Genomic DNA, 21,829 nt, shown 5'->3' with positions numbered 1-21,829 from the left:
TGGTACTCGGTGGCTTGAATGCACCGTAGAGCAGGACGCGGCAGGCGGGCAGGTGGTTCTCGTGAAGGTTTGCTCGTGTGTCGTTTGCGCGGGTGAGGCTGCCCGGCCCGGTCACGCGACCTGGTCACGCGATCGGTCGTTCAGCGGGGCGCTCAGCCGGTCCGGGCGGGCGCGGGCGCGGGCGGCGCCTGGCCGTCCTCCAGCAGGACCTCGGGCGTGCCCGTGCCGTCGGCGGGGACGGTCCACACGTCCTCGGAGCCGGCGCGGGTGTCGGCGGGCAGGGCGTACGCGAGGGTGTCGTCGTCGAGCCAGACGGCCTGGTCGTCGACGCTGCGGCGTTCCGCGAGCGGCGTGGACCTCAGGGTGCGCAGGTCGAGGACGTGCTCCCGCCACAGGGCGGTCCTGCCCATCACCCGCTTCTTGTACGCGACGCGGGTGCCGTCCGGAGACAGCGACGGGCACTCGACGTTGCGGGTCAGCGTGGTGACCGTGCGCTTCGCGACGGAGCCGCGGACCAGGTGGGTCTCGTCGCCGGTCGCCAGGGTCGCGTAGAAGGTGTCGTCGTCGGCGGCGAAGGTGACGCCCCAGAAGTTGACGTCCTTGTTGCGGTACGGACGGCCGTCAAGCGTGATCCCGAACTCCTCGAGGTTCGCGGCGAGTTTCCAGCCGCGGGTGTCGAGGATCGCGGTGCGGGTGGAGAAGAAGGCCGTGCCGTACGACTCGCCCTTCACGAACACCGTCCAGGCGGCCAGCCTGCCGCTGGGGGAGACCCGGGCCCGGCTCGGGATGCCGGCCAGCGGGTACGTCCGCACGGTGCGGAGCCCGGAGTCGAGGATCCGGGCCTCGTACGCGGGGCGGCCCAGGACCGTCGTCGACCGCAGACACACGCCGGTGCCCGCGGCGGAGTGGAAGCGCAGACAGCCGACGTCCGACACGGTGCGGACGGCGCCCGCCGGGCCGCCGTCCCGTCCGTCTGCCGGGACGGAGACCAGCCGGTCGCGGTGCGGCCCGGCCGCCGTGTTGCGGAAGACCAGTCGGCCCGGCTCGTCCAGATCCACCTTCCCGGCCGCGAACGCCGGACCGCCCGGCCGGGGCTTGTTCTCCTCCGCCGCACGGTCGGCGGCTGACAGCACCGACCAGGCACCGACGCCCCCGAGGAGCAGGACCCCGACGGCGAGGATCAGCAGGCGGCGCAGCGGGGTGAGGGTCATCGCAGGACTCCTGTGGGGGAGGGGCGCAGGGCGACGCCGCAGGCGGCCGCGCAGCAGGCGAGGCCGGCGGCCGCCGCGGCCAGGGCGGGGCCGTCGCCCCACGCGGCCCACGCGGCGCCGAAGGCCAGGGAGCAGCAGAAGCGGGCGAGCGCCTGGCCGGTGCCGACCAGGGCGATGCCGCTGGCGCGCAGCCGCTCGGGCACCACCGCGGCCACCGCGGCCGGGAGCACGCCGTCGGTCGCGGCGTAGAAGGCGCCGTGCAGCACCAGGACCACGTACGGCAGGGCGGGCGTCGCGGGCGCCCACAGCAGCAGGCCGTACGCCAGGAGCAGCCCGGCGTGCCCGGCGAGGAACACCGTGCGCCGGCCCACCCGGTCGGCGAGCCGCCCCAGCGGCAGGGCGAGCAGCAGGAACACCGAGGCGGTGCCCAACGGGAGCAGCGGGAAGAGCTGTTCGTCGATCCCGGTGCGGCGCTGCACCAGCAGATAGAGGAAGGCGTCGCTGATGGTGGTGAGACCGAGCAGCACCGCGCAGCCGAACAGCACCCGCAGCCGCCGGGTCCGCAGCAGCCCGAACGCCGCCCGCAGATCCGTCCTCGGCTCCGGAGCCCGCAGATCCGTCCCCGGCGCCGGAGCCGGCCGTTCCGTCCTCGCCTCCTCGACCCGCCGTTCCGTCTTCGCCTCCTCGCCCGGCCGCTCCGTCCCCGCCCGCGGCGCAGGCACGTCCGGCGCGCCGCCCGCCGGGTCCGGCGCACGCTTCCCACCCGGTACGAAGAGCAGCAGCACCAGCACCCCGAGCGCCGCCACGCACCCGCTGACCGCGAACACCGCGTCGTAACCACCCGCGGCCACCCCGAGGATGAGGAACGCGAGGACCGGACCGAGCAGCGCCCCCGTGGTGTCCATCGCCCGGTGCACGCCGAAGGCCCTGCCCTGCCGGTCCGGCGGCGTCGAGAGCGAGATCAGGGCGTCGCGCGGGGCGGTGCGCAGACCCTTGCCCGTACGGTCGAGGGCGAGCGCGGCGCCCAGCGCGCCGAGGTGTCCGACGAGCAGCAGCGGCTTGCACAGCGCCGACAGGCCGTAACCGATCCCCGCCACCAGCTTGTGGTTGCGCACCCGGTCGGCGAGGTGGCCGCCGGTGAGCTGGACGAGGGCGCTCACCCCGTTCTGCACGCCGTCGAGCATGCCGAAGCCCAGCGGGCTGAGCCCCAGCCCCATCACCAGGTACAGCGGCAGGACGGCGGTGACCATCTCGCTGGAGACGTCGGTGACCAGGCTGACCGTGCCGAGCGCCAGGACGGTCGGGGAGACCGCGCGGACCGTGCCGCGGAGGCGGTCCGGCGCGTCGGTCGCCCCCTGCGGGGCGGAGCGGTCGGCCAGGTACACGGGGACTCCAGCCTCGTCGAGCGGGTGGACGCGCGCCCACTGTAACCGCTGGCACCCGGCGGAACGGCAGGATCGGGGCGGCTTAGCGACCGCTTGCCACCAATTCCGCGAAAGGCCTCATCGTCACCGTGTTGTGCGCCTATCTTCCCGTTGTACGCTGCGAGTTGAGCACAACGTTCGAGCTGTCGACCGCTGTGCCCAGGGGGTGTTCGTGGGGGATTCCACCGGCAGGAGGCCGAAGCGCCGTCGCTTCGACGCCGACTGCCTTCATCGGCATGCTCACCATGCCCGGGACCGTCGGTACCGGGTCCGATCGCGCGTCGGCGCGCCCGGGGACCGGGAATCCACCGGGCAGTAGCGCCGTCGCGCGGGCACGGCCGCGCCCAGGGGTCCTGAGGAGTGCCCCTCGGTCCGCCGTGATGTCGTCCCCGCGCCGACCGGCGTCCCTTCGCCGGACACCCGTTTCGCCAGCACGCACCACAACGACCCGCCGACGGCGGGCCGTTCAGTAGCCGATCCGGACCAGCCGCTCTGGTCCGGTACCGACCCGAGGGGGGTGGGTGTGTCAGTTCGTCCTGCCAACACACCCGACATTCCACGCAGTTCACGGATGACGGCGCTCGCCCGAGCGGACCGACCGCTCCACGACCTCGCCACCCGGCTGCTCGCCGTGGCCGAGCGGGGGCTGCCGCGCATGCTCACGCCGGACGGCACCGGCTTCGTCTTCACCCGCGCCGGCCGCCCGGCGGGCGACGGCTCCTGGGCCCTGGAACAGCGCGGCACCAGCATCCGCTACGCGGCGATCACCGCCCTCGGCGCCCGCTTCCTGCCCGCCGACCGGCAGCGCGCCGTCCTCGGCGGACACACCGCCGAGGAGTTCACCGGCCTCCTCGTCGAGCGGCTGCCCGGCGTGCGCAACCTCGGCGACGCCGCGCTCGTCGCCTGGGCCGCCGCCGAGACCGGTCACCCCAAGCTCTCGGACGCCCTCGACCGGGTCGCCGTCCTCGACGTGCCCGGAAGACCCCAGTACACCGTCGAGGCCGCCTGGGTGCTGTCCGCGCTCGCCGCCGCCCGCGCCACCCTCGACGTGGAGCAGCGGCTCGCCGCCGCCCGCGACCGCCTGCTGCGCGCCCGGATCGGCGGAAGCCCGCTCTTCCCGCACGCCACCGGGCCGGGACTCAACCCCTGGTACCGCGCGCACATCGGCTGCTTCGCCGACCAGACCTACCCGCTGCAGGCCCTCGCCCGCGCCCACGCGAGCGGCGACGACCCGCGGGCGCTGGCCGCCGCCGACGCCTGCGCCACCCGCATCTGCGCCCTCCAGGGCGACGGCGGCCAGTGGTGGTGGCACTACGACGCCCGGCGCGGCACCGTCGTCGAGGGCTACCCGGTCTACAGCGTGCACCAGCACGCCATGGCCCCCACCGCACTGCTCGACCTCGCCGAGGCGGGCGGCACCGACTTCGCCGAGCCGATCCGCCGTGGCCTGCGCTGGATGACCGAGGTGCCCGAACTCGCCCGCGCGGGCGCGGTCGAGCCGATGATCCTCGACGAGCTCGGCGTGACCTGGCGCAAGGTCCACCGCGGCGACCCGAAGAAGGCGGTACGCGCCGCCCGCGGGCTCAGCACCCGGTTCGTGCCCGGGCTGCGGCTCGGGCCGCTCGACGCGGTGTTCCGCCCCACGGCGGTGGACCGCGAGTGCCGGCCGTACGAGTTCGGCTGGATGCTCTTCGCCTGGCTCGGCTCGATCGGCGACGCCGGAACCACCGGAGGCACGGCGGGCACGGGCCGAACCCGCGAGGCCGACGGCGCCCGTTCGGCCGACGGCGCCCGTGAGGCCGGTGAGGTGAGATGACCACGCGGCAGAACCTCTTCGGCGTCACGCTCGACGCCCTCACCATGGACCAGACCGTGGCCCGCTGCCTCGCCGCCGTCCGCGCCGGCGAGCGCCTGGAGATCGGCGTCGTCAACGCCGCCAAGCTGGTCAACATGCGCCGCGACCCCGCCCTCGCCCGGGCGGTCTCCGGCTGCGACCTCGTCCTCGCCGACGGCCAGGCCGTCGTGTGGGCCGGCCGGCTGCTGCGCCGCCCGCTGCCCGAACGCGTCGCCGGCATCGACCTGTTCATGCGGCTGCTCGCGGAGGCGGAACGCGAAGGGCTCTCCGTCTACTTCCTGGGCGCCCGGCAGGACGTCCTCGAACGGATGCTCCGCCGGGTCGCCGTCCACTTCCCCGGCCTGCGCGTCGCCGGAAGCCGCAACGGCTACTTCGACGACGGCGAACAGCCCGCCGTCGCCGACGCCATCGCCGAGAGCGGCGCCGACATGCTGTTCCTCGGCATGACCTCGCCCAAGAAGGAGATCTTCACGGCCGGTTACGGCGAACGCAGCAAGGTCGCGCTCGTCCACGGCGTCGGCGGCTCCTTCGACATCCTCGCCGGCATCACCCGCCGCGCCCCCGAGCGCTGGCAGCGGCTCGGCCTCGAATGGCTCTACCGCACCCTGCAGGAGCCGCGCCGCCTCGGCCGCCGCTACCTCACCACCAACGTCTCCTTCGCCCTCATGACGGGACGGGAGCTGCTCCGCCGTACACCTTCCATCAGCACCGGGAGCAGGGAGTCGTGATGCGCGTCGTCGTCGTCGGACAGGGATACGTCGGACTGCCCCTCGCCATCCGGGCCGCCGAGACCGGACACGAGGTCATCGGGTACGACGTGGACACCGAGCGGGTCAAGAGCCTCGCCGCGGGCGAGTCGTACGTCGAGGACGTCTCCTCGGAGCGCATCCGCGCCGCCCTCGAGGCCGGGAGCTACCGGGCGAGCGACTCCGTGCGCGACTGCGGCGGCTTCGACGTCGCCGTCGTCACCGTGCCCACCCCGCTGCACGAGGGCACGCCCGACCTGCGCTACATCGAGGAGTCGGCCCGCGCCCTGGCCCGCTATCTGCGCCCCGGCGCGACCGTGATCCTGGAGTCGACCACGTACCCGGGCACCACCCAGGAGCTGTTCGGCCCGCTCCTGGAAGAGGGCTCCGGGCTCGTCGCCGGCGCCGACTTCCACCTCGGCTACAGCCCCGAGCGGATCGACCCCGGCAACCCGGTGTGGGGCTTCGAGCAGACCCCGAAGGTCGTCTCCGGCGTGGACGCCGCCTCGCTCAAGGCCGTCCAGGACTTCTACGACGGCCTGGTGGACACCACGGTGCCCGTCGGCTCGCCGAAGGAGGCCGAGCTCGCCAAGCTCCTCGAGAACACCTTCCGGCACGTCAACATCGCCCTCGTCAACGAGATAGCGATGTTCGCCCGCCACCTCGACATCGACGTGTGGCAGGCCATCGACGCCGCCTCCAGCAAGCCCTTCGGCTTCATGCGCTTCACGCCGGGCCCCGGCGTCGGCGGGCACTGCCTGCCGATCGACCCCTCCTACCTCTCCTGGCGGGTCCAGCGCGAACTCGGCCAGAGCTTCCGCTTCGTCGAGCTCGCCAACGACATCAACAACCACATGCCCGACTACGTCACCCGGCGCCTGGTCAACGCCTTCAACTCCCGCAAGCGGGCCGTCAACGGCTCCCGCATCCTGCTGCTCGGCCTCGCCTACAAGAAGAACACCGGCGACGCCCGCGAGTCGCCCGCGCTGCGCATCTCCCAGCTCCTCCTGGACATGGGCGCCGAGGTCCGCGCCGCCGACCCGCACGTGGTCGAGGGCCAGCGGGTCGACAACCGGCTGGTCCGGGTCGAGCTCACCCAGAAGGAGCTGGTCGCCGCCGACGCGGTGGTGCTCATCACCGACCACGACGCCTTCGACTACGGGCTCGTCGAGGCCCACGCCGACTACGTACTCGACTGCCGGCGCCGGCTGAGCGGTCCCAGGATCGAGGTGCTCTGACCCCCATGCGGATCATCTGCGTCGCGGGCGCGCGACCCAACTACATGAAGATCAAGCCGGTGTTGGACGCCCTGGAGGCACGGGGCGCCGAGACCGTCCTCGTCCACACCGGCCAGCACTACGACCCGGCCATGAACGACGTCTTCTTCCGGGACCTCGGCCTGCGCCCGCCCGACCACTTCCTCGGCGTCGGCTCCGGCAGCCACGCCACCCAGACCGGCCGGGTGATGGCCGCCTTCGAGCCGCTCGTCGACGAACTCGCCCCGGACCTCGTCGTGGTGGTCGGCGACGTCAACTCCACCCTCGCCTGCGCCCTCGTCACCGCCAAGGCGGGCCCGCTGCTCGCCCACGTCGAGGCGGGGCTGCGCAGCCGCGACTGGTCCATGCCCGAGGAGGTCAACCGGGTCGCCACCGACCGGATCAGCGACTACCTGCTCGCCCCGTCCGAGGACGCCGCCGAGAACCTGCGCGCCGAGGGCCATCACGACGACCAGGTCCACGTCGTCGGCAACGTCATGATCGACACCCTCTTCGCCAACCTGGAGCGGGCGAAGGAGTCCCGCTCCCTGGCCGAACTCGGCCTGGAAACCGAGGAGTACGGGCTGGTCACCCTGCACCGGCCCGCCAACGTCGACGATCCCGGGATCCTCGCCGGACTCCTCAAGGGGCTCGGCGAGGTCGCCGCGCACTGCCCGCTCGTCCTGCCCGTGCACCCGAGGGCCGCCGAGCGGATCGACGCGATCGGCGTCCCCGGCGGCATCCGGCTCGTCCCGCCCGCCGGCTACCTCGACTTCATCGCCCTGCAGGCGGGCGCCCGGATCGTGCTCACCGACTCCGGCGGCGTCCAGGAGGAGACCACCGCCCTCGGCGTACCGTGCGTGACGCTCCGGGACAACACCGAGCGCCCGATCACCGTCGAGCAGGGCACCAACGTCCTGGCCGGCCGCGATCCCGAGCGGATCGTCGCCACCGCCGTCGGGCTGCTCGCCGCGCCACCGCCGCCCCGCCGCCCCGAGCTGTGGGACGGGCGCGCCGGCGAACGGATCGCCCGGGTCCTGCTGGAGGGGGGCACCGCGGCCGGTCGTCCCCGGCCGACCGACCGCCGCTGAGTCGCACACGTGGTGATCGCGAAGGGCTCACACCTCGTCGCGATCCCACCTATTCTCATCTGCGGTACGGCAGTTGAGCAGCCGCCGATCGGGGCGCGCAAGGGGGAATGCCATGGACCTCGCAGAGATCTTCCGGGTCATGTGCCGGCGGTGGTACGTCCTGGTGCCCGGGCTGCTGCTCACCGCGGGCCTGACGGTGGGGGCCTGGCTGCTCGTGCCCGTCTCGTACGAGTCCCAGAGCACCGTCGCCATGCTCAACTCCCGCAAGGGCACGGAGGCGGACGGCAATCCCTTCCTCAGCATGGAGCCCTCGCTGACGGGTATGGCCGACAGCCTCGCCCGCAACGTCAACTCCGACGCGTCGAAGGCGGAACTGAAAACGCGCGGTCTCGACCTGAAGTACGAGGCCAAGATCGCGGACAACGCGCAGGGACCGCTGCTGTGGCTCACCGTGACCGGTGAGGAGCCGGACGCGGTCCTGAAGGGGAACAAGACGCTGATGGCCTTCACCGCCGAACGGCTCGAGGAGCTCCAGGCCGACCAGTCGGTGGCCCGGGACGCCATGATCAGGATCACCACGATCGTCCCGCCGCAGGACCCCCAGGCCAAGCTCAAGTCCAAGGTGCAGTACCTGGTCATGGCCGCGGGCCTCGGCCTCGTGCTCAGTCTGGTGGCGACCTTCTTCGCCGAGGCCCGCCGCCGCGGGGCGAAGCAGGCCAGGCACCGCCAGCGGCCGGAGACCGGGCACGCGAGCGCGGAGAGCGGCCGCCCCGAGACCGCGCCCGCCGAGGCCACCGGAGCCGCCGCGCCCGCCGAGGCCACCGAGAGCGCGGAGACCGCGGAGAACCGGCCCGATCGGCCGGGGCCGGTCCGCCCGGCCGCGCGGCTCGACCTGGGCGGCGACCTCCGGGACGGCGTGCTCTCCGGCACCGACGCGCCCACCGAGCCCCACGCCGAACCGCCCGCCGAGTCGGCCACCGAGCCCCACGCCGACTCCGCCGCCGACGACGACCGCCCGCAGCAGCCCGACCAGCCCACCGTCCAGCTTCCCGTCCTGCCCGTCTCCGAGCGCCGCCCCGCCAAGCGGCCGCCCTCCTGGGTCAAGTGACGGGCAGTCAGCCGATGGGCAACGACACCGCCGAGGCCGAGCAGACCGCCCTCGGCACCAAGGTCCGCTCCGCGACCCGCTGGAGCCTCGTCAACACCATGGTGATGCGGCTCGGCAACTTCGCCACCGGCATCGTCCTGGTGCGTTACGTGCTCGACCCGGCGGCCTGGGGCGTGTACGGCGTCGCCCAGACGGTCCTCATGGTGCTGCTGTCCGCGAACGAGCTCGGCGTCACCCTCGCCGTCGTGCGCTGGGAGGGCGACGTCCGCCGGTTCGCGCCGACCGTGCTGACCCTCAGCGCCCTCTCCAGCAGCCTGCTCTATCTGTCGCTGTTCGCCGCCGCGCCCGCAGTCGCCGCGCTGCTCGGCGCCCCCGAGGCGACCGCCGTGCTGCGGGTGATGTGCCTCTGCCTCATCCTGGACGGCCTCTCCCAGGTGCCCGCGGGCGTGCTCACCCGGGAGTTCCGCCAGGGCCGCCGCATGGTCATCGACGCCCTCAACTTCGTCGTCAGCACCTCCGTGACCCTGGCGCTCGCCCTCCAGGGCTGGGGCGCCATGAGCTTCGCCTGCGGAGCCGTCGCCGGCAACGTGGTCGCCCTGGCCGGCTGCGCGCTCGCCGCCCCCGGCATGCTGCGCTTCGGCTGGGACGGCGAGCAGGCCAGGGCGCTGCTCCGGTTCGGCCTCCCGCTGGCCGGCGCCAGCATGCTGTCCCTCGCCGTGGTCAACGCCGACGCGATGATCGTCGGCGCGGTCCTCGGCCATGTCGCCCTCGGCTACTACATGCTGGCCTTCAACATGGCCGGCTGGCCCGTCCGGGTCATCTCCGAGACCGCCCGCCGCGTGTCCTTCGCGGGCTTCTCCCGGCTCGCCGACTCGCCGAAGGCCCTGTCCGACGGCTTCGCCCGCGCCCTCGGCGTCCTGATGACCGCGACGGTGCCCGCCTGCGTGCTGCTCGGCGCGCTCGCCGGGCCGCTGATCGAGCTCGTCTACGGAGCGAGGTGGCGGCCCGCCGCCGAGGCGCTGCCCTGGCTGATGGCCCTCGGCCTGGCGAGGATCGCCGCCGAGCTCACGTACGACTGCCTGGTCGCCGTCGGCAGGCGCCGCTCGCTGCTGCTCATCCAGGGGCTCTGGCTGGTCGCCCTCGTGCCGGTCCTGGTCGTCGCCGCGCGCGCCGGAGGCATCGAGACCGTCGCCGCCGGCCACGTGGTCGTCGCCGGCGCGGTCGTCCTGCCCGCCTTCCTGGTGGCCCTGCGGCGCGGCGGCGTCGCCACCCGGGCGCTCGCCCGGGTCAGCGTCCGCCCCGTACTCGGCGGCCTGGTCATGGCCGTCGTCCTCATGGCCCTGCGGCAGCGCCTCGGCGAGGGGATCCTCGCACTGTGCGCCACGAGTGTCACCGGACTCGCGTGTTACGCCGTGTGCGCGCTGCCCGCCCGCACACTGGTGCGCGGGGCACTGGCCCGGCGCCGCCGGGGCCGGGGCACCGACGCACCCGCGGCGCAGGCCGCGCCCTCCGCGGACGAGGCGGGCACCGTCCCGTCCGTACCGGCACAGCAGCGGCCGGCCGCCCCGGCCCGTGAGCGATGAGGTGAGTTCCCTGGCCCGACCCCGCCGCCGCAAGGCCCTCGGCGCGGCGCTGCTCGCCGCCGTCCTGCTGTTCGCCCTGTTCACCTTCACCGGGCTCGGCCAGCAGGCGCTCTGCCTGGGCGGCGCGGCGCTGTGCGACTCCCGGGCCATCACCGAGCCCGGCGCCGAGGCGTCCAAGCGGCCCGGCCCCGGCACCGCCGACGGCAAGCCGCCCGCGCCCAGGGGCTGCGCCCGGCCCCGTGACTGCGGCTATCCCGACGAGACCACCACCGGTCCGCGGACCGCCACCCTGACGCCGCAGAGCACCGGCAACGCGGCCATCCGCACCGACGGCACCGTCATCCGCGGCTGGGACATCACCGGCTCCCTCGACATCTACGCCGACAACGTCACCGTCATCGACAGCAGGATCACCTCCACCAACTGGTGGGGCATCAACCTGCGTCCCGGCTTCTCCGGTCTCCGCATCCTGCACACCACCATCACCGCCGTCCCCGGCAAGGGCCCGAACAACGGCGGCTCGGACTACGCCGTCTCCAACATGAGCACCAGCTCGATCGAGATCGCCCACTGCGACATCTCCGTCTTCGGCGACGCCCTCTCCATGGGGCAGGGGAACATCCACGACAACTACGTCCACGACATCCAGCCGTTCAAGAACCTGGACGGCGAGTGGCAGCACACCAACGCCGTCATCAGCAACGGCGGCGGCAAGGGCAAGCTGACCATCCGTCACAACACGCTGCTCAACCCGACACCCGTCGAGAAGGGCGCCTCCGCCGCGATCGGGCTCTTCGCCGACAGCGCGCCCGTCACCCACACCGTCGTCGACGACAACTGGCTGGCCGGCGGCGCGTACACCCTCTACGCGGGCGGCAAGGACTCCGCGGGCATCGAGGTCACCGACAACGTCTTCTCGCCGCAGTACTACCCGGCGGGCGGCAAGTACGGCGCCGTCGCCTACTGGAACCCGGCCGGGAAGGGCAATGTGTGGCGGGGCAACCGGATGGCGGACGGCACCCCGGTCGAACCCGCGCCGCAGCCCTGAGGACACGAGGCCGGCGGCCCGGAAAGGGCGAGGCGAACGGCCCGGAAAGGGCGAGGCGGACGGTCCTGAAAGTGCGAGGCCGCGTTCCGGGCATCCGCCTGATGGATCCCCTCATCTCGCACTACGGTTGACCGCGTTCCCACCCCGCCTTTTCCGAACTCCAGGTGGTTGATGCGATGTCCGGCATCCGTGCCCTCCGCAACCGTTTCGTCGACGCGCCCGACTCGCTCGGCGAACGATTCCGCGCGGCCCGCTGGGAGCGCTTCCGCTCCTGCTTCCCGGCCATCACGGAGATGCGGGTGGTGGACCTCGGCGGCACCGCGGACAACTGGCTGCGCTCCCCGCTCCGGCCCCGGCACGTGCACCTGGTGAACCTGGAGGCGCACCCCGCCGAGCTGCCGGACTGGATCAGCGCCGAGATCGCCGACGTCACGGACCCCAACATCCCTGACTCTCTTGGCCAGTTCGACCTGGTGGTCTCCAACTCCACCATCGAGCACGTCGGCGGACCGAGCCAGCGGCGCCGCTTCGTCACGGCCATCGAGAAGCTGGCCCCGCTGCACTGGGTGCAGACCCCGTACCGCTACTTCCCGGTCGAACCGCACTTCCTCGCCCCGGGCTTCCAGTTCCTGCCGCTCGCCGCCCAGGCGAAGCTCGTCCGCCACTGGCCGCTGACCCACAGCCGCCCCGGGAACCCGGAGGAGGCCATGGACGCCGTCATCAACATCGAGCTGCTCACCCGCGCCGAGATGCGCTACCTCTTCCCGCGGTCCGTGATCCTCAGCGAGCGGGTCGCCGGGCTGACCAAGTCGCTCACCGCCGTCCGCACCCGGGCCTGATGCGCCGCGTCCTCAGAGCCCCCTGGGAGCTCCTGAAGCGGCTCTTCGGCTGGCTCGTCCTCTACGAGCTGCGCAACAAGGTGCTGCTCGCGCCGACCGCCCGCCGGCTGCGGCGGGTCGAGGACGCCGAGACGGCCCGGCTCGCACGGCGGCTCGGGCGGCCGCCCACCGCCCGCGTCGCGACCGTGATCGCCACCCACCGGCGGCCCGAGGCACTGCTGCGGGCCGTCGGCTCGGCCCTGGACCAGACCGTGCGCGACCAGGTCGTCATCGTCGTCGACGACGGCGCCGGGTTGCCCGAACTCCCAGACGACCCCCGGCTGTTCGCGGTGTCCCTCGCGCGAAACACCGGCGTCGCGGGCGTGGTGCGCAACGTCGGCATCCGGCTCACCGACTCCGCCTACGTCGCCTTCCTCGACGACGACAACCTGTGGGAACCCGAGCACCTCCAGGAGGCCCTGGCCGTCCTGGAGGCCCCCGGAGGGCCCGACGCCGTCTACACGGCGCTGCGCCGGGTACGGCCCGACGGCACCGACATGGACGTCCTGTCGGTGCCCTTCGACCGGCGCAGGGCCGCCCACGAGGCCTTCCTCGACACCAACGCCTTCGTCGCCCGCCGCGTCCCGGCCCTGCGCTTCAGCCGGCTGCGGCGCACCCCCGAGGTGCTGCCCCGCGAGGACTGGGAGCTGATCCGCCGCTACGCCCGCGCCCACCGGGTGGTCCACCTGCCCCGGCCCACCGTCCGTTACCTGGTGAACCCCGGCAGCTTCTACACCTCCTGGCGGGACTGAGCGGCCCCCAGGAGGGCCGCGACGGCCGCCCGCGCGGGCGGCCGGCCGAGCGCCGCGCGGGACAGCTCCCGCAGCAGGACCGCGCCACGGAACGCCGTCGCGGCCGCCAGGCCGTGGCGGCGCCGGTAGAGCCGGACCCGGTTGGCCACGAGCAGCGACCACAGGCGCGGGGAGACCCGCGACTCGCCGCCCAGGTGGGTCGCGCGGGCCGCCGGTTCGAGCCGGGTCCACAGCCCGAGGTCCCGGGCGCGCAGGCAGTACTCGGTCTCCTCCGAGTAGAGGAAGAAGGACTCGTCCCACGGCCCGCAGGCCGTCACGCACTCCCGGGACAGCGCCATCAGCGCCCCCGTGGCCCAGTCGGCGCAGGTCCGCGCGCGGTAGGCGGCCGGGGCGGTCACCAGCTCGCTCAGGGACGGGAACCGGCCGGCCCGGCGGTTGCCGATCACCGCCTCGCCCAGCGCCCGGGACAGACTGGACTCACGGCGCAGCGAGTGGATCAGGGAGCCGTCCTCCTCGTGCAGCAGCGGTACCGCGATCCCGACCCGGGAGCCGTCCGGCAGCGGTGCGCCCAGGGCGTCGACCAGTGTCGCGGCGCAGCCCTCGGCCATCCGGATGTCCGGGTTGCAGACGAGCACTGCGCCGTGGCCGTCCTCCCAGGCCGCGGCGGCCCGCAGGGCCGCGTTCACGCCGAAGGCGTAGCCGCCGTTGCGGCCGGTCTCCACCACGGTGGCCTCGGGGGCCAGCTCGCGGACCAGGGCGACGGTGTCGTCGGAGGAGTCGTTGTCGGCGACGACCAGCCGCCAGTCCAGCCCCTTCATCCCGGCCGGGAGCGAGTCGAGGAATCCGGGCAGCACGGCCGCGCTGTTCCAGGTGACGACGACGACGGCGACGGGACGGCCGGCGCCGGCGTCCGGTCCTTGACGGTGCATCAGATCTCCAGGAGACGGGAGGAGCGGGGTGTACGGGCGGACGGCACGGCCGGCCCCGGCGACGGGGGCGCCGGCGGCCCCGGGGGCGACGAGGACGCTTCGGCGGACACCGGCTTCCCGGTCGCCTCGCGCCGTACGAAGCCGACACAGCTCCCGCCCGCGCCCAGGAGCAGGAAGAACACGCCCGCGAACATCGGGAAGCTCAGGGTGTCGAAGGTCGCGCTGATCACCAGGGCGACCATCGCCGAGGCGAAGAACGCCTGCCCCAGCTCCCGGTCCGACTCGCTCCGGGCGAGCCGCCGCAGCGAACCGCCGTTGTGCACGCCGGAGAGTCCCAGGAGCAGCAGACATCCGACGCCCACGGCACCCAGCTCGGCGAGGGTGAGGAGGTACTGGTTGTCGGTGAAGAAGTAGCGCTCCGGCGTGAACGTGCCGAAGCCCCGCCCGAAGACCGGATCCTGCACGAAGTACTCGTAGATCTTGGGGTACTTGACGGTCCGGGCCTGTGTGCTGCTGTCGGCGTTGTTGAGGCTGCCGGAGAACAGCCCGGTGATCGTGCCGATCAGACCCGGCACCAGGACCTTGAACACCGCCACCGCCGCGAACAGGATGCCGATCGCCGTCCAGCGCCGCTGCGGCTTCCAGCGCGGCACCATGACGAGCACCACGACCGCGATCCCGATGATCGACGTGCGCGACACCGTCAGCGGCAGCCCGCCGCCGAGCAGCACCACCGGCGCCCACCGGCGGAACCTGCTCAGACCGGCCCGCGCCGGGTCGAAGGCGTACCAGATCGCGAACGGCAGCAGGATCGCCAGCATGCCGCTGAACTCCAGCGGATGCGCGGTCAGCGAGCGCGGCCGGGTGAACGAGCCCCGGTCCAGGACCGCGACGCTCGCGACACTGGAGTTGAGGCCCGGGATGCGCAGCGAGTCGGCGATGTTGGTCCCGGTGAAGAAGTCGTACAGCCCCAGGGCGGCCACCACCGAGCCCATCACCACCAGCCGGCGCAGCAGCACGTCGAGCCGCTTCCGGTCCTGGATGCCGGCCGTGGTCAGCACGACCAGCGCCACCCACACCAGGAGCACGATCAGCCCCCGGTCGGCCGCCAGGATCTCCTTCTGCGTGCTGATCCGGTCCTGGTTCGCGATGTACGACAGGAGGACCGTGAGGGAGAGGACCAGCATCACCAGGCGCATCGGGCGGGTGCCCGGCGCCGGGGAGATCCGCCCCGCGCACCAGGTCGCCAGGTACCAGAACAGGCCGAGCATTGCGAACACGTTCGCCGGAGTCCCCGCGCCGCCCAGCGCCGGCAGCGCCAGGTTCGACGGCAGGAACAGGGCGAGCGCCAGATACCCGGTGAGCACGGCGGTGGCGTCCAGCGGGCGGGTCAGCAGGACGCGCAGCCGCCCCGCGCCGGGCCGCGGCACCGGGGGAGTGTCGAGGAGCCCCGGCACGCCCCGGGCACGGCGCCGCGCCGACGCCCAGGTCTCCAGGACGAACGACAGCAGGAACCCGCCCGTCACGCCGAGGACGACGACCGCCGCGACCTTCTGGTAACGGGACTTGGGCTGCGAGACCGGCTGCTGCGGCGGCACGATCCGCGCCGACTCCACGTAGTAGCCGTCCGGCACCCGGGCCTGCTTCTGGAGCTCCTGCAGCTGCTCGGCCGCGTAGTCCGTGAGCTTCCTGGTCTCCTCCAGCACCCGCCGCCGGTCGTCGCCCTTGACCGTCAGGGTGAGCAGCGGACCCTCCGCCTGGGCGGCGAAGTCGACCGCGTACTCGTCGGTGACACCGTGGCCGCGCAGCACCTCCACCGTCTCCGCCGACTGCAGCGCCCGGATCAGCACGTCCGCCGTCCCGATCAGCGAACCGCTCGCGTAGGCGAGGGTGTTGCCGTAGCTCGGGGCGGGGCGCGCCACCCGGCTGGAGTTCAGCAGCGCGAGCTGGCTCTGCGACTCGTACGTCACGGGCACGGTCGTATACAGGTAGCCGCCCGCGAGCACGCTCAGCAGGGTCATCGGCACCATCACGTACCAACGCCTGGCCAGCACGCGGAAGATCTCGGCGATGCTCACGAACCCTCCCCCGGTTCCCCTCGGTGGTGCCAGTATCGGTTCTGATGGAACCGCTGACGCACGACACAGCCCACGCGAACCGCACGGCCGACGCGGCCGGGGCGGCCGACGACGCGCTGACGCCCGAGGGGCTCGCCCGCGTGCTGCTCCGCCGCTGGTACGTCCTGCTGCTCGCCGCGCTCGTCACCGGCGCCGCCTGCTACCCGGCGCTGCGGCCCGCGCCGCGCTACCAGAGCTCGGCGGTGCTCGTGGTGAAGCCGCCGCGCACCGACAACCAGCCCAACCAGCTGACCAACCTCCAGCCCTCGCTGGCCATGGTCTCCTACGCGGTGGTCCAGCGGCTCCAGTCGCCCGACGGCCGCGCCGAGCTCAAGGCGGCAGGAGTGCACGGCAGTTACCGGCTGACCCCCCGCAACAGCGGCACCAGCGCCACGCCGTACTACTCGATCCCCACGCTGCAGATCGAGGCGGAACAGACCGCGCCCGAGGAGGCCGACCGCGTCGTGCAGGCGATCATCGACGTCTACGGCCGGCACCTGAAGGCCCTGCAGACCGAGCAGAAGGTGCCGGCCGCGACCCTGCTCACCGTCGACCTGGTCAACCGCCCCGGCACCGTCGCACTGCCGCCCAACCGCACCCGCGCCGTCGCCGGGACGGGCGCGCTCGGCACCCTGGCCGGGGTGATGTGCGCGCTGTGGACCGAGCGGTACGCGACGGCCAGGCGCCGCCGCCGGGCGGCGGCCCCGTAGGGCACACCGCCGCGGACCGCGGGGGTCAGCGCGCGTCACCGTGCTCCGTGAGCCGGCCGTCCCGCTCCTCGTACAGGGCGCCCGTCTCCGGGCACTCCCACACCCCCGGGCGCTCCGGGTGCGCGGTGAGCCGCACGCCCGCCTTGCCGACCCAGCCCGCCTGCCGGGCCGGGACGCCCATCACCAGGGCGAAGTCGGGCACGTCGGAGGTCACCACCGAACCGGCCGCGACGAGCGCCCAGCGGCCGATGGTGACCGGCGCGACGCACACCGAGCGGGCGCCGACGGCCGCGCCGTCGCCGATCCGCACCGCGACCGGCTCCCAGTCGCCGCCCCGCTTCAGCTTCCCTTCGGGATCGACGGCCCGCGGGTTGTGGTCGTTGGTGAGGACCGCCGACGGGCCGACGAAGACGCCGTCGCCGAGGACGGCGGGCTCGTACACCAGGGCGTAGTTCTGCAGCTTGCAGTTGTCGCCGACGGTCACGCCGGGACCGACGTACGCTCCCCGGCCCACCACGCAGTTCTCGCCGAGGCGGGCGTCCTCACGGATCTGGGCGAGCTCCCACACGCTGCTGCCGGCGCCGACGACGGCCTTCTCGTCGACCTGGGCGGTGGGCTGGACCCGGTAGTTCACTGACGTGCCTTTCTTCGGAGGGAGAGGGGGGAGTGGGCGAGCCGTGCTCAGATCCCGCGGCGCTTCCACGACTGCCACCACCACCACTCGCGGGCCCGCTCGGCCACCGCCGACAGGATCAGCGGCTGCAGGTACGGCATGGCGCGGGCGCCGATCCGGCGGCGCAGCCGCAGCGCCCGGTACTCGGGCAGCGTCTCCGCGTCCGGCCGGCACTCGCGGGCGAAGGCCACCAGCTCGTCCACCGGCACGACGTCCGTCCGGCCCCGGTCGTAGGCCCGGTAGGCCCGCCGGAGCGCCTGGCGGGCGAGCCGGGTGTCGACCAGGCGGGCGAGGTGTCCGGCCTGCGGGAGCCGGTCGGCGCACTTGTCGAGGACCGCGGCGAAGGCCGCCCGGCGCTGCCGGATGTCGTCGAGCTGGCCGCCGAAGTCCGTGGTGGACATGTTGTCGCCGTGCACCCGGTAGAAGGCCTGGTCCGCACCGGCGATGTAGCCGACGTCCGCGTGCGAGGCCAGGCGCATCCACATCTCGATGTCCCCGGCGTGCGGCAGCTCCGGGTCGTAGCCGCCGACCTTCCGCTGGAGGCTGGTGCGCACCACCACCTCGGGAGAGGTGATGCACCCGGTGCCCTCGCGGAAGCGCCGCTCCAGCCACCAGTGGCCCGGATAGACCACGGAGCCGGTGGACCGGGTGCGGGCCGCGGGCAGCGGCCCGCCGTGCCGGAAGCGCAGCGGCCTGCCGTAGCAGAAGCCCGCCTCCGGGTGGGCGTCGAGCAGGGCCACCGCCCGCACGAGCGCCCCGGGGACCAGCCGGTCGTCGGCGGACAGCAGCACGACGTAGTCGCCGTCCGCCCACTCCAGCAGGCCCTCGTTGTACGTGGCGATGTGGCCCTTGTTCCGTTCGTGGACCCGCACCTCGATCCTCGGGTCGGAGGCGGCCAGCTTCCTGGCCACCTCCGCCGAGTCGTCGGGCGACGCGTCGTCGATGATCAGCACCCGCACGTCGAGGCCGGGCTGTTCGTCGAGCACGCTGCGTACGCAGTCGGCCAGGAAGTGGCCGTACCTGTAGCAGGGGATCACGACGCTGACAGAGCTCATGTGGTGCGTTCCCCGGTTTCGTTCGGTCGGTCGGTCAGGGTCAGCCGGTCGTGAGGACCGGGGCGACCCAGTAGTTCGTCGCGTTGTAGGAGCTGTTCGGGAAGACGGTCGAAGCGCCGTACCGGTAGAGGCCGTTGCGGCTCTCCGCCGAGTCGGCCGGTGCGCTCAGCGGGTAGTTGAGGTGCGAGCCCGCGAAGTAGGCGGAATCGGCGGCGTAGTTGCCGTTCGGGGCGTGGTACGAGACCACGTACGTCGTCCCGGCCGTGATGTCCACCGGAGTCGCGAAGGTCATCCGCTGCCAGCCGGTCGCCGTCTCGTTGGTGAAGGTCCCGGTGGCGAGCAGGGTGCCGTTGTCGCTCCACAGGCTTCCGGTGTGGGTGCCGGTGTTGGTCGCGCCCTTGTAGAACGTGACCCCGGTGACCTTGCCGTCGAGCGCGGACCGGAACCGGGTGCCCAGCTCCAGGGAGTTGCCGTCGCCGGTCTCCGCCGCCTTCGTGGGCACGGTCTCCGCGCTCCACAGGGTGCACGGGCAGTTCGCCGGCGGCGGGGTCGAGCCGGTGGTGAAGGTCCAGGTCACCGGTTCGGCCATCGCGTTGCCCCACAGGTCGGCGGCCTGCACGGACACCGTGTACGTGGTGCCGAGCGCCAGCTGGCTGCTGAGCGTGAAGGCGGCCGTCCTGCCGTCGCCGTCGAGCGCGGCCCGGCCCGGGACAGCGGTGCCGCCGGGGCCCTTCACGGTGAGGGCCAGGGTGCTCGCGTCGATGCTCCGGTCGAAGGTCACCGAGACCGGGGCCGTGATGGACACCCCGGTCGCGCCGGGCGCCGGCGTGCGGGCGGTGATCGTGGGCGGGGCCGTGCTGGCCGAGCCCGTCTCCAGGACGGCGTCGACCCAGTAGTTGCTGCCCGAGGAGGCCTGGGACGGGAAGCCGCTCGTGGAGCCGTACCGGTAGACGCCGTTGCCGCCGTCCGTGCCGGACTGCAGCGCCGTCAGCGGGGCGAGCCCCGCGCCCTTGTCGGTGAAGTAGTGGGCGTCGTAGGCGTATCCGCCGTTGGGCGCGAAGTACGAGGCCACGTACGTGGTGTTGGCCTTCACCGGCACCGGACTCGCGAACTTCAGCTCCTGCCAGCCCGACGCGGTCTCGTTGGTGAAGGTGCCGGAGGCCAGCAGCTGGCCGGAGGACGACCACAGGCTGCCCTTGTGGGTTCCGGTGTTCGCGGTCGACTTGTAGAACCGGACGCCGGTGATGGTGCCGGGGACCGAGCTGCGCACCTTCACGCCCAGCTCCACCGAGCTGCCGTCCCCGCCGTTGGGCTTGGCCGGGGCGGCCGAGGCGGGCCACACGGTGCACGGGCACTGCTGGTCGGCCACGGTGAGCGGCACGGTGGTGACGGCGCCGATGTTGACGCTGTCGTCGACGGCACGGACCTTGAGCTGGACCGGGCCCGGCGTCATCGGGGTCCACTTGTAGCTCCAGGAGCCCGTGCCCTCGGCCGCCTTCCACGTGGTGCCGCCGTCGGTGGAGACCTCCACGCGGGCCACGACGCCGCCGCCGGAGTCGGCCGCGGTGCCGGTGACGGTGATCTGCCGGAGCGCCGGCACGGAGCCGTTCGCGGCGGGGCTGGTGACGGTGACCGCCGGACCCGCGGTGTCGGTGGAGGCGGTCGCCGGGACCAGGCCGGTCTGCAGGGACTTCGGCTGGATGCCCATGTCGGCCAGGATGTTCACGGTGGCCTGCTGCATCCGCTTGTCCTCGGTCACCACGCCGCCGCCCGGGTCGGCCGTCGGGACGTTGGTGAGGCCCCAGGACCACTGGACGGTGCCGGTGCCGAAGACCAGCGCCTTCGAGGTCGGGTCACGGAAGGCGACGAGGCTGTGGGTCGCGGTGCCGTTGCCGTAGTTGTTGCCCCAGTCGAGCAGGTAGTTGCCGTCGTTGATGTCGACCGTGGTGGAGGACATCCGGATCTGGCCCGTCGGACGGCTGGCGTTCTCGACGTCGCTGTTCCACTCGTAGCCGAGGGTCCCGGTCGGGAAGGTGGCGACCTGGTTGCCCGTGAGACCGGCGACGGAGGTGTTGCGCCACAGCCGCATCTTCGCGAAGGCGGCGGGCACGGTGATGGCGTCGTTGCGCGGGCCGTTCACCTGGAACAGCGAGCCGGTGAGGATGTTCTGCGGCCGGTAGGGCTCGCCCTCCCGGGTGCTGTCCGGGTCCATCCAGGTACCGGTCCACACGTTGCTCGGGTCCGGGACGCCGTTGGGCGTCGGGAACTTGAGCTTGGTCTCCTTGTAGCAGACCAGCGTCCGGTTCGCCGTGCCGCTGCCGTCGATGCTCGGCTCCAGCCGCGTCTTCCAGAAGATCTCGTTGCCGGCGAAGTAGGTCTGGTGCTGGCCCGCCTTCCGTGCGTTGAGCACGTTGGTGAACTGCTCCTGCGTCCAGTACTCGTCGTGTCCGTGGGACATGAACATCTTGTGGTTCGCGAGCAGCGAGGCGCCCCGGGTGGCGGTGTCCAGGCCGGAGACGTAGCTCAGGTCGTAGCCGTTGCGCTCCAGCCAGGAGACCATCTCGTACTCGGAGCCGTAGATGCCGTTCTCGCCGCCGATGTCCATCGGACGGTTGTAACTCACCTTGTACGCACGCCCGTCGGGCGCGGGGCCCTGGCCGTCGTACAGATTGGTGCCGCCCCAGTCGTTGTACGCCTGCCACGTCTGGTCCGAGGTCTGCACCAGGATCTCGGAGCGGCTGGAGTCGTTGCGGACCACGAACGGGTACGGCATGAGTCCGTTGCCGTCGGCCTGGTCGAAGTTGGCGACGTAGAGGCCCGACACGGCGTCGCTCGGCACCGTCCAGCTCGCGGTGGTCGCCCAGTTGCCGCAGTCCATCAGACCGGTCGGCTGGTCCTTCAGACACGCGGGACGCTGCGAGCCGTAGGTGGCCGGGTAGGTCTGCGCGGCCTGCGCCGGTGTGGACATCAGCCGTGCGCCGTCGCCGCCGTACCAGCCGAGCCGGTAGATCTTCACGTGGTACGGCGACGGGGACTGGACCTTGAACGGCAGCGTCTCACCGGGCTGGAGACTGATCTTCGTGGGGAATCCCGCGATGTCGCCCCAGGAACTCCCGGCGAACCAGTCGGACATGGGCGTGCCCGGCTTGGAGTTCTCGCAGACGATCGGGTTGCTGCCCGTGCCGCAGGGGTCGGCGACGGCGCTCGCCTGCCCGCTCGCCGGCAGGAATATCGCTGTCAGCGCCGCGGCCAGGGCGAACACGGCGCCCCTGGCCCGGCGGTAGTGGTTCTGCATCGCTGTACCTTTCACGGGCAGTGCAGGTCCCGGCCTGCGGCCGGGGTGGGGGAGCGGCCCCTGGGACCGGTCCTGGGGAAGGTGACCGGCCCGTCAGT

The 21,829-nt window shown here is 73.0% G+C and carries 17 protein-coding genes; 10 read left to right on the top strand and 7 right to left on the bottom strand.

The features are described 5' to 3' along the window. Positions 1-152: 152 nt before the first annotated feature. Entirely contained in the window at positions 153-1,211 is a 1,059-nt protein-coding gene (locus ACFWJO_RS16715) for a TolB-like translocation protein (protein WP_386865691.1), read from the bottom strand. After that, on the bottom strand, positions 1,208-2,596 hold the full coding sequence (locus ACFWJO_RS16710) for an MFS transporter (protein ID WP_386865689.1): 1,389 nt from the start codon (positions 2,594-2,596) through the stop codon (positions 1,208-1,210). The genes ACFWJO_RS16715 and ACFWJO_RS16710 overlap by 4 nt, the downstream gene beginning before the upstream one ends. Before the next feature lie 610 nt (positions 2,597-3,206). Here ACFWJO_RS16710 and ACFWJO_RS16705 point away from each other — a divergent pair. The 9 genes from ACFWJO_RS16705 (at position 3,207) to ACFWJO_RS16665 (ending at position 12,952) form a co-directional block, all read left to right on the top strand. Beyond that, positions 3,207-4,451, top strand: coding sequence for a hypothetical protein (locus ACFWJO_RS16705; protein ID WP_386865687.1), 1,245 nt, complete (start codon positions 3,207-3,209; stop codon positions 4,449-4,451). Beyond that, positions 4,448-5,218 (top strand): WecB/TagA/CpsF family glycosyltransferase, encoded by a 771-nt coding sequence (locus tag ACFWJO_RS16700; protein WP_386865685.1) that lies wholly within the window; start codon positions 4,448-4,450, stop codon positions 5,216-5,218. Before ACFWJO_RS16705 ends, ACFWJO_RS16700 begins: the two co-directional genes overlap by 4 nt. Beyond that, positions 5,218-6,474: a nucleotide sugar dehydrogenase gene (locus tag ACFWJO_RS16695; RefSeq protein ID WP_386865683.1), complete on the top strand. Its 1,257-nt coding sequence runs from the start codon at positions 5,218-5,220 to the stop codon at positions 6,472-6,474. Before ACFWJO_RS16700 ends, ACFWJO_RS16695 begins: the two co-directional genes overlap by 1 nt. Before the next feature lie 5 nt (positions 6,475-6,479). Then, positions 6,480-7,583: a non-hydrolyzing UDP-N-acetylglucosamine 2-epimerase gene (gene wecB, locus ACFWJO_RS16690; protein WP_386865681.1), complete on the top strand. Its 1,104-nt coding sequence runs from the start codon at positions 6,480-6,482 to the stop codon at positions 7,581-7,583. A 112-nt stretch (positions 7,584-7,695) separates the two neighbouring features. Next, positions 7,696-8,691 (top strand): chain length determinant protein, encoded by a 996-nt coding sequence (locus ACFWJO_RS16685; protein ID WP_386865679.1) that lies wholly within the window; start codon positions 7,696-7,698, stop codon positions 8,689-8,691. After that, positions 8,688-10,274, top strand: coding sequence for an oligosaccharide flippase family protein (locus ACFWJO_RS16680; protein ID WP_386865677.1), 1,587 nt, complete (start codon positions 8,688-8,690; stop codon positions 10,272-10,274). Before ACFWJO_RS16685 ends, ACFWJO_RS16680 begins: the two co-directional genes overlap by 4 nt. A gap of 1 nt (position 10,275) precedes the next feature. Further along, the gene (locus tag ACFWJO_RS16675; protein ID WP_386865675.1) at positions 10,276-11,322 is read left to right on the top strand and encodes a hypothetical protein; all 1,047 of its coding nucleotides are present in this window, start codon (positions 10,276-10,278) and stop codon (positions 11,320-11,322) included. Positions 11,323-11,498: 176 nt separating this feature from the next. Continuing rightward, the gene (locus ACFWJO_RS16670) at positions 11,499-12,161 is read left to right on the top strand and encodes a class I SAM-dependent methyltransferase (protein ID WP_385689717.1); all 663 of its coding nucleotides are present in this window, start codon (positions 11,499-11,501) and stop codon (positions 12,159-12,161) included. Beyond that, entirely contained in the window at positions 12,161-12,952 is a 792-nt protein-coding gene (locus tag ACFWJO_RS16665) for a glycosyltransferase family 2 protein (protein ID WP_386865672.1), read from the top strand. The genes ACFWJO_RS16670 and ACFWJO_RS16665 overlap by 1 nt, the downstream gene beginning before the upstream one ends. Here ACFWJO_RS16665 and ACFWJO_RS16660 read toward each other — a convergent pair. Further along, entirely contained in the window at positions 12,931-13,881 is a 951-nt protein-coding gene (locus ACFWJO_RS16660) for a glycosyltransferase family 2 protein (protein ID WP_386865670.1), read from the bottom strand. The two genes, ACFWJO_RS16665 and ACFWJO_RS16660, sit on opposite strands and share 22 nt — an antisense overlap. Beyond that, the gene (locus ACFWJO_RS16655; RefSeq protein WP_386865668.1) at positions 13,881-15,959 is read right to left on the bottom strand and encodes an O-antigen ligase family protein; all 2,079 of its coding nucleotides are present in this window, start codon (positions 15,957-15,959) and stop codon (positions 13,881-13,883) included. The genes ACFWJO_RS16660 and ACFWJO_RS16655 overlap by 1 nt, the downstream gene beginning before the upstream one ends. Before the next feature lie 44 nt (positions 15,960-16,003). Between ACFWJO_RS16655 and ACFWJO_RS16650 the strand changes: the two genes are divergently transcribed. Next, a complete protein-coding gene (locus ACFWJO_RS16650; RefSeq protein ID WP_386865666.1) occupies positions 16,004-16,708 on the top strand; it encodes a hypothetical protein in 705 nt (234 codons plus the stop codon). A gap of 25 nt (positions 16,709-16,733) precedes the next feature. On the opposite strand, the gene ACFWJO_RS16645 is transcribed toward ACFWJO_RS16650, so the two are convergent. Genes ACFWJO_RS16645 through ACFWJO_RS16635 form a run of 3 tightly spaced genes read right to left on the bottom strand, consistent with a single transcriptional unit; the run spans position 16,734 to position 21,731 of the window. Beyond that, a complete protein-coding gene (locus ACFWJO_RS16645) occupies positions 16,734-17,342 on the bottom strand; it encodes an acyltransferase (protein ID WP_386865664.1) in 609 nt (202 codons plus the stop codon). Positions 17,343-17,389: 47 nt separating this feature from the next. Further along, positions 17,390-18,436, bottom strand: coding sequence for a glycosyltransferase family 2 protein (locus tag ACFWJO_RS16640; protein ID WP_386865663.1), 1,047 nt, complete (start codon positions 18,434-18,436; stop codon positions 17,390-17,392). 40 nt (positions 18,437-18,476) lie between these two features. Further along, entirely contained in the window at positions 18,477-21,731 is a 3,255-nt protein-coding gene (locus ACFWJO_RS16635; protein ID WP_386865661.1) for a DUF4082 domain-containing protein, read from the bottom strand. Between the last annotated feature and the right edge of the window lie 98 nt (positions 21,732-21,829).

The sequence above is a fragment of the Streptomyces sp. NPDC127092 genome, assembly GCF_042722475.1.
Taxonomy (GTDB): domain Bacteria; phylum Actinomycetota; class Actinomycetes; order Streptomycetales; family Streptomycetaceae; genus Streptomyces.
The sequence above is the reverse complement of the archived record's forward strand: the minus strand, read 5'-3'. Positions and strand labels throughout refer to the sequence as shown.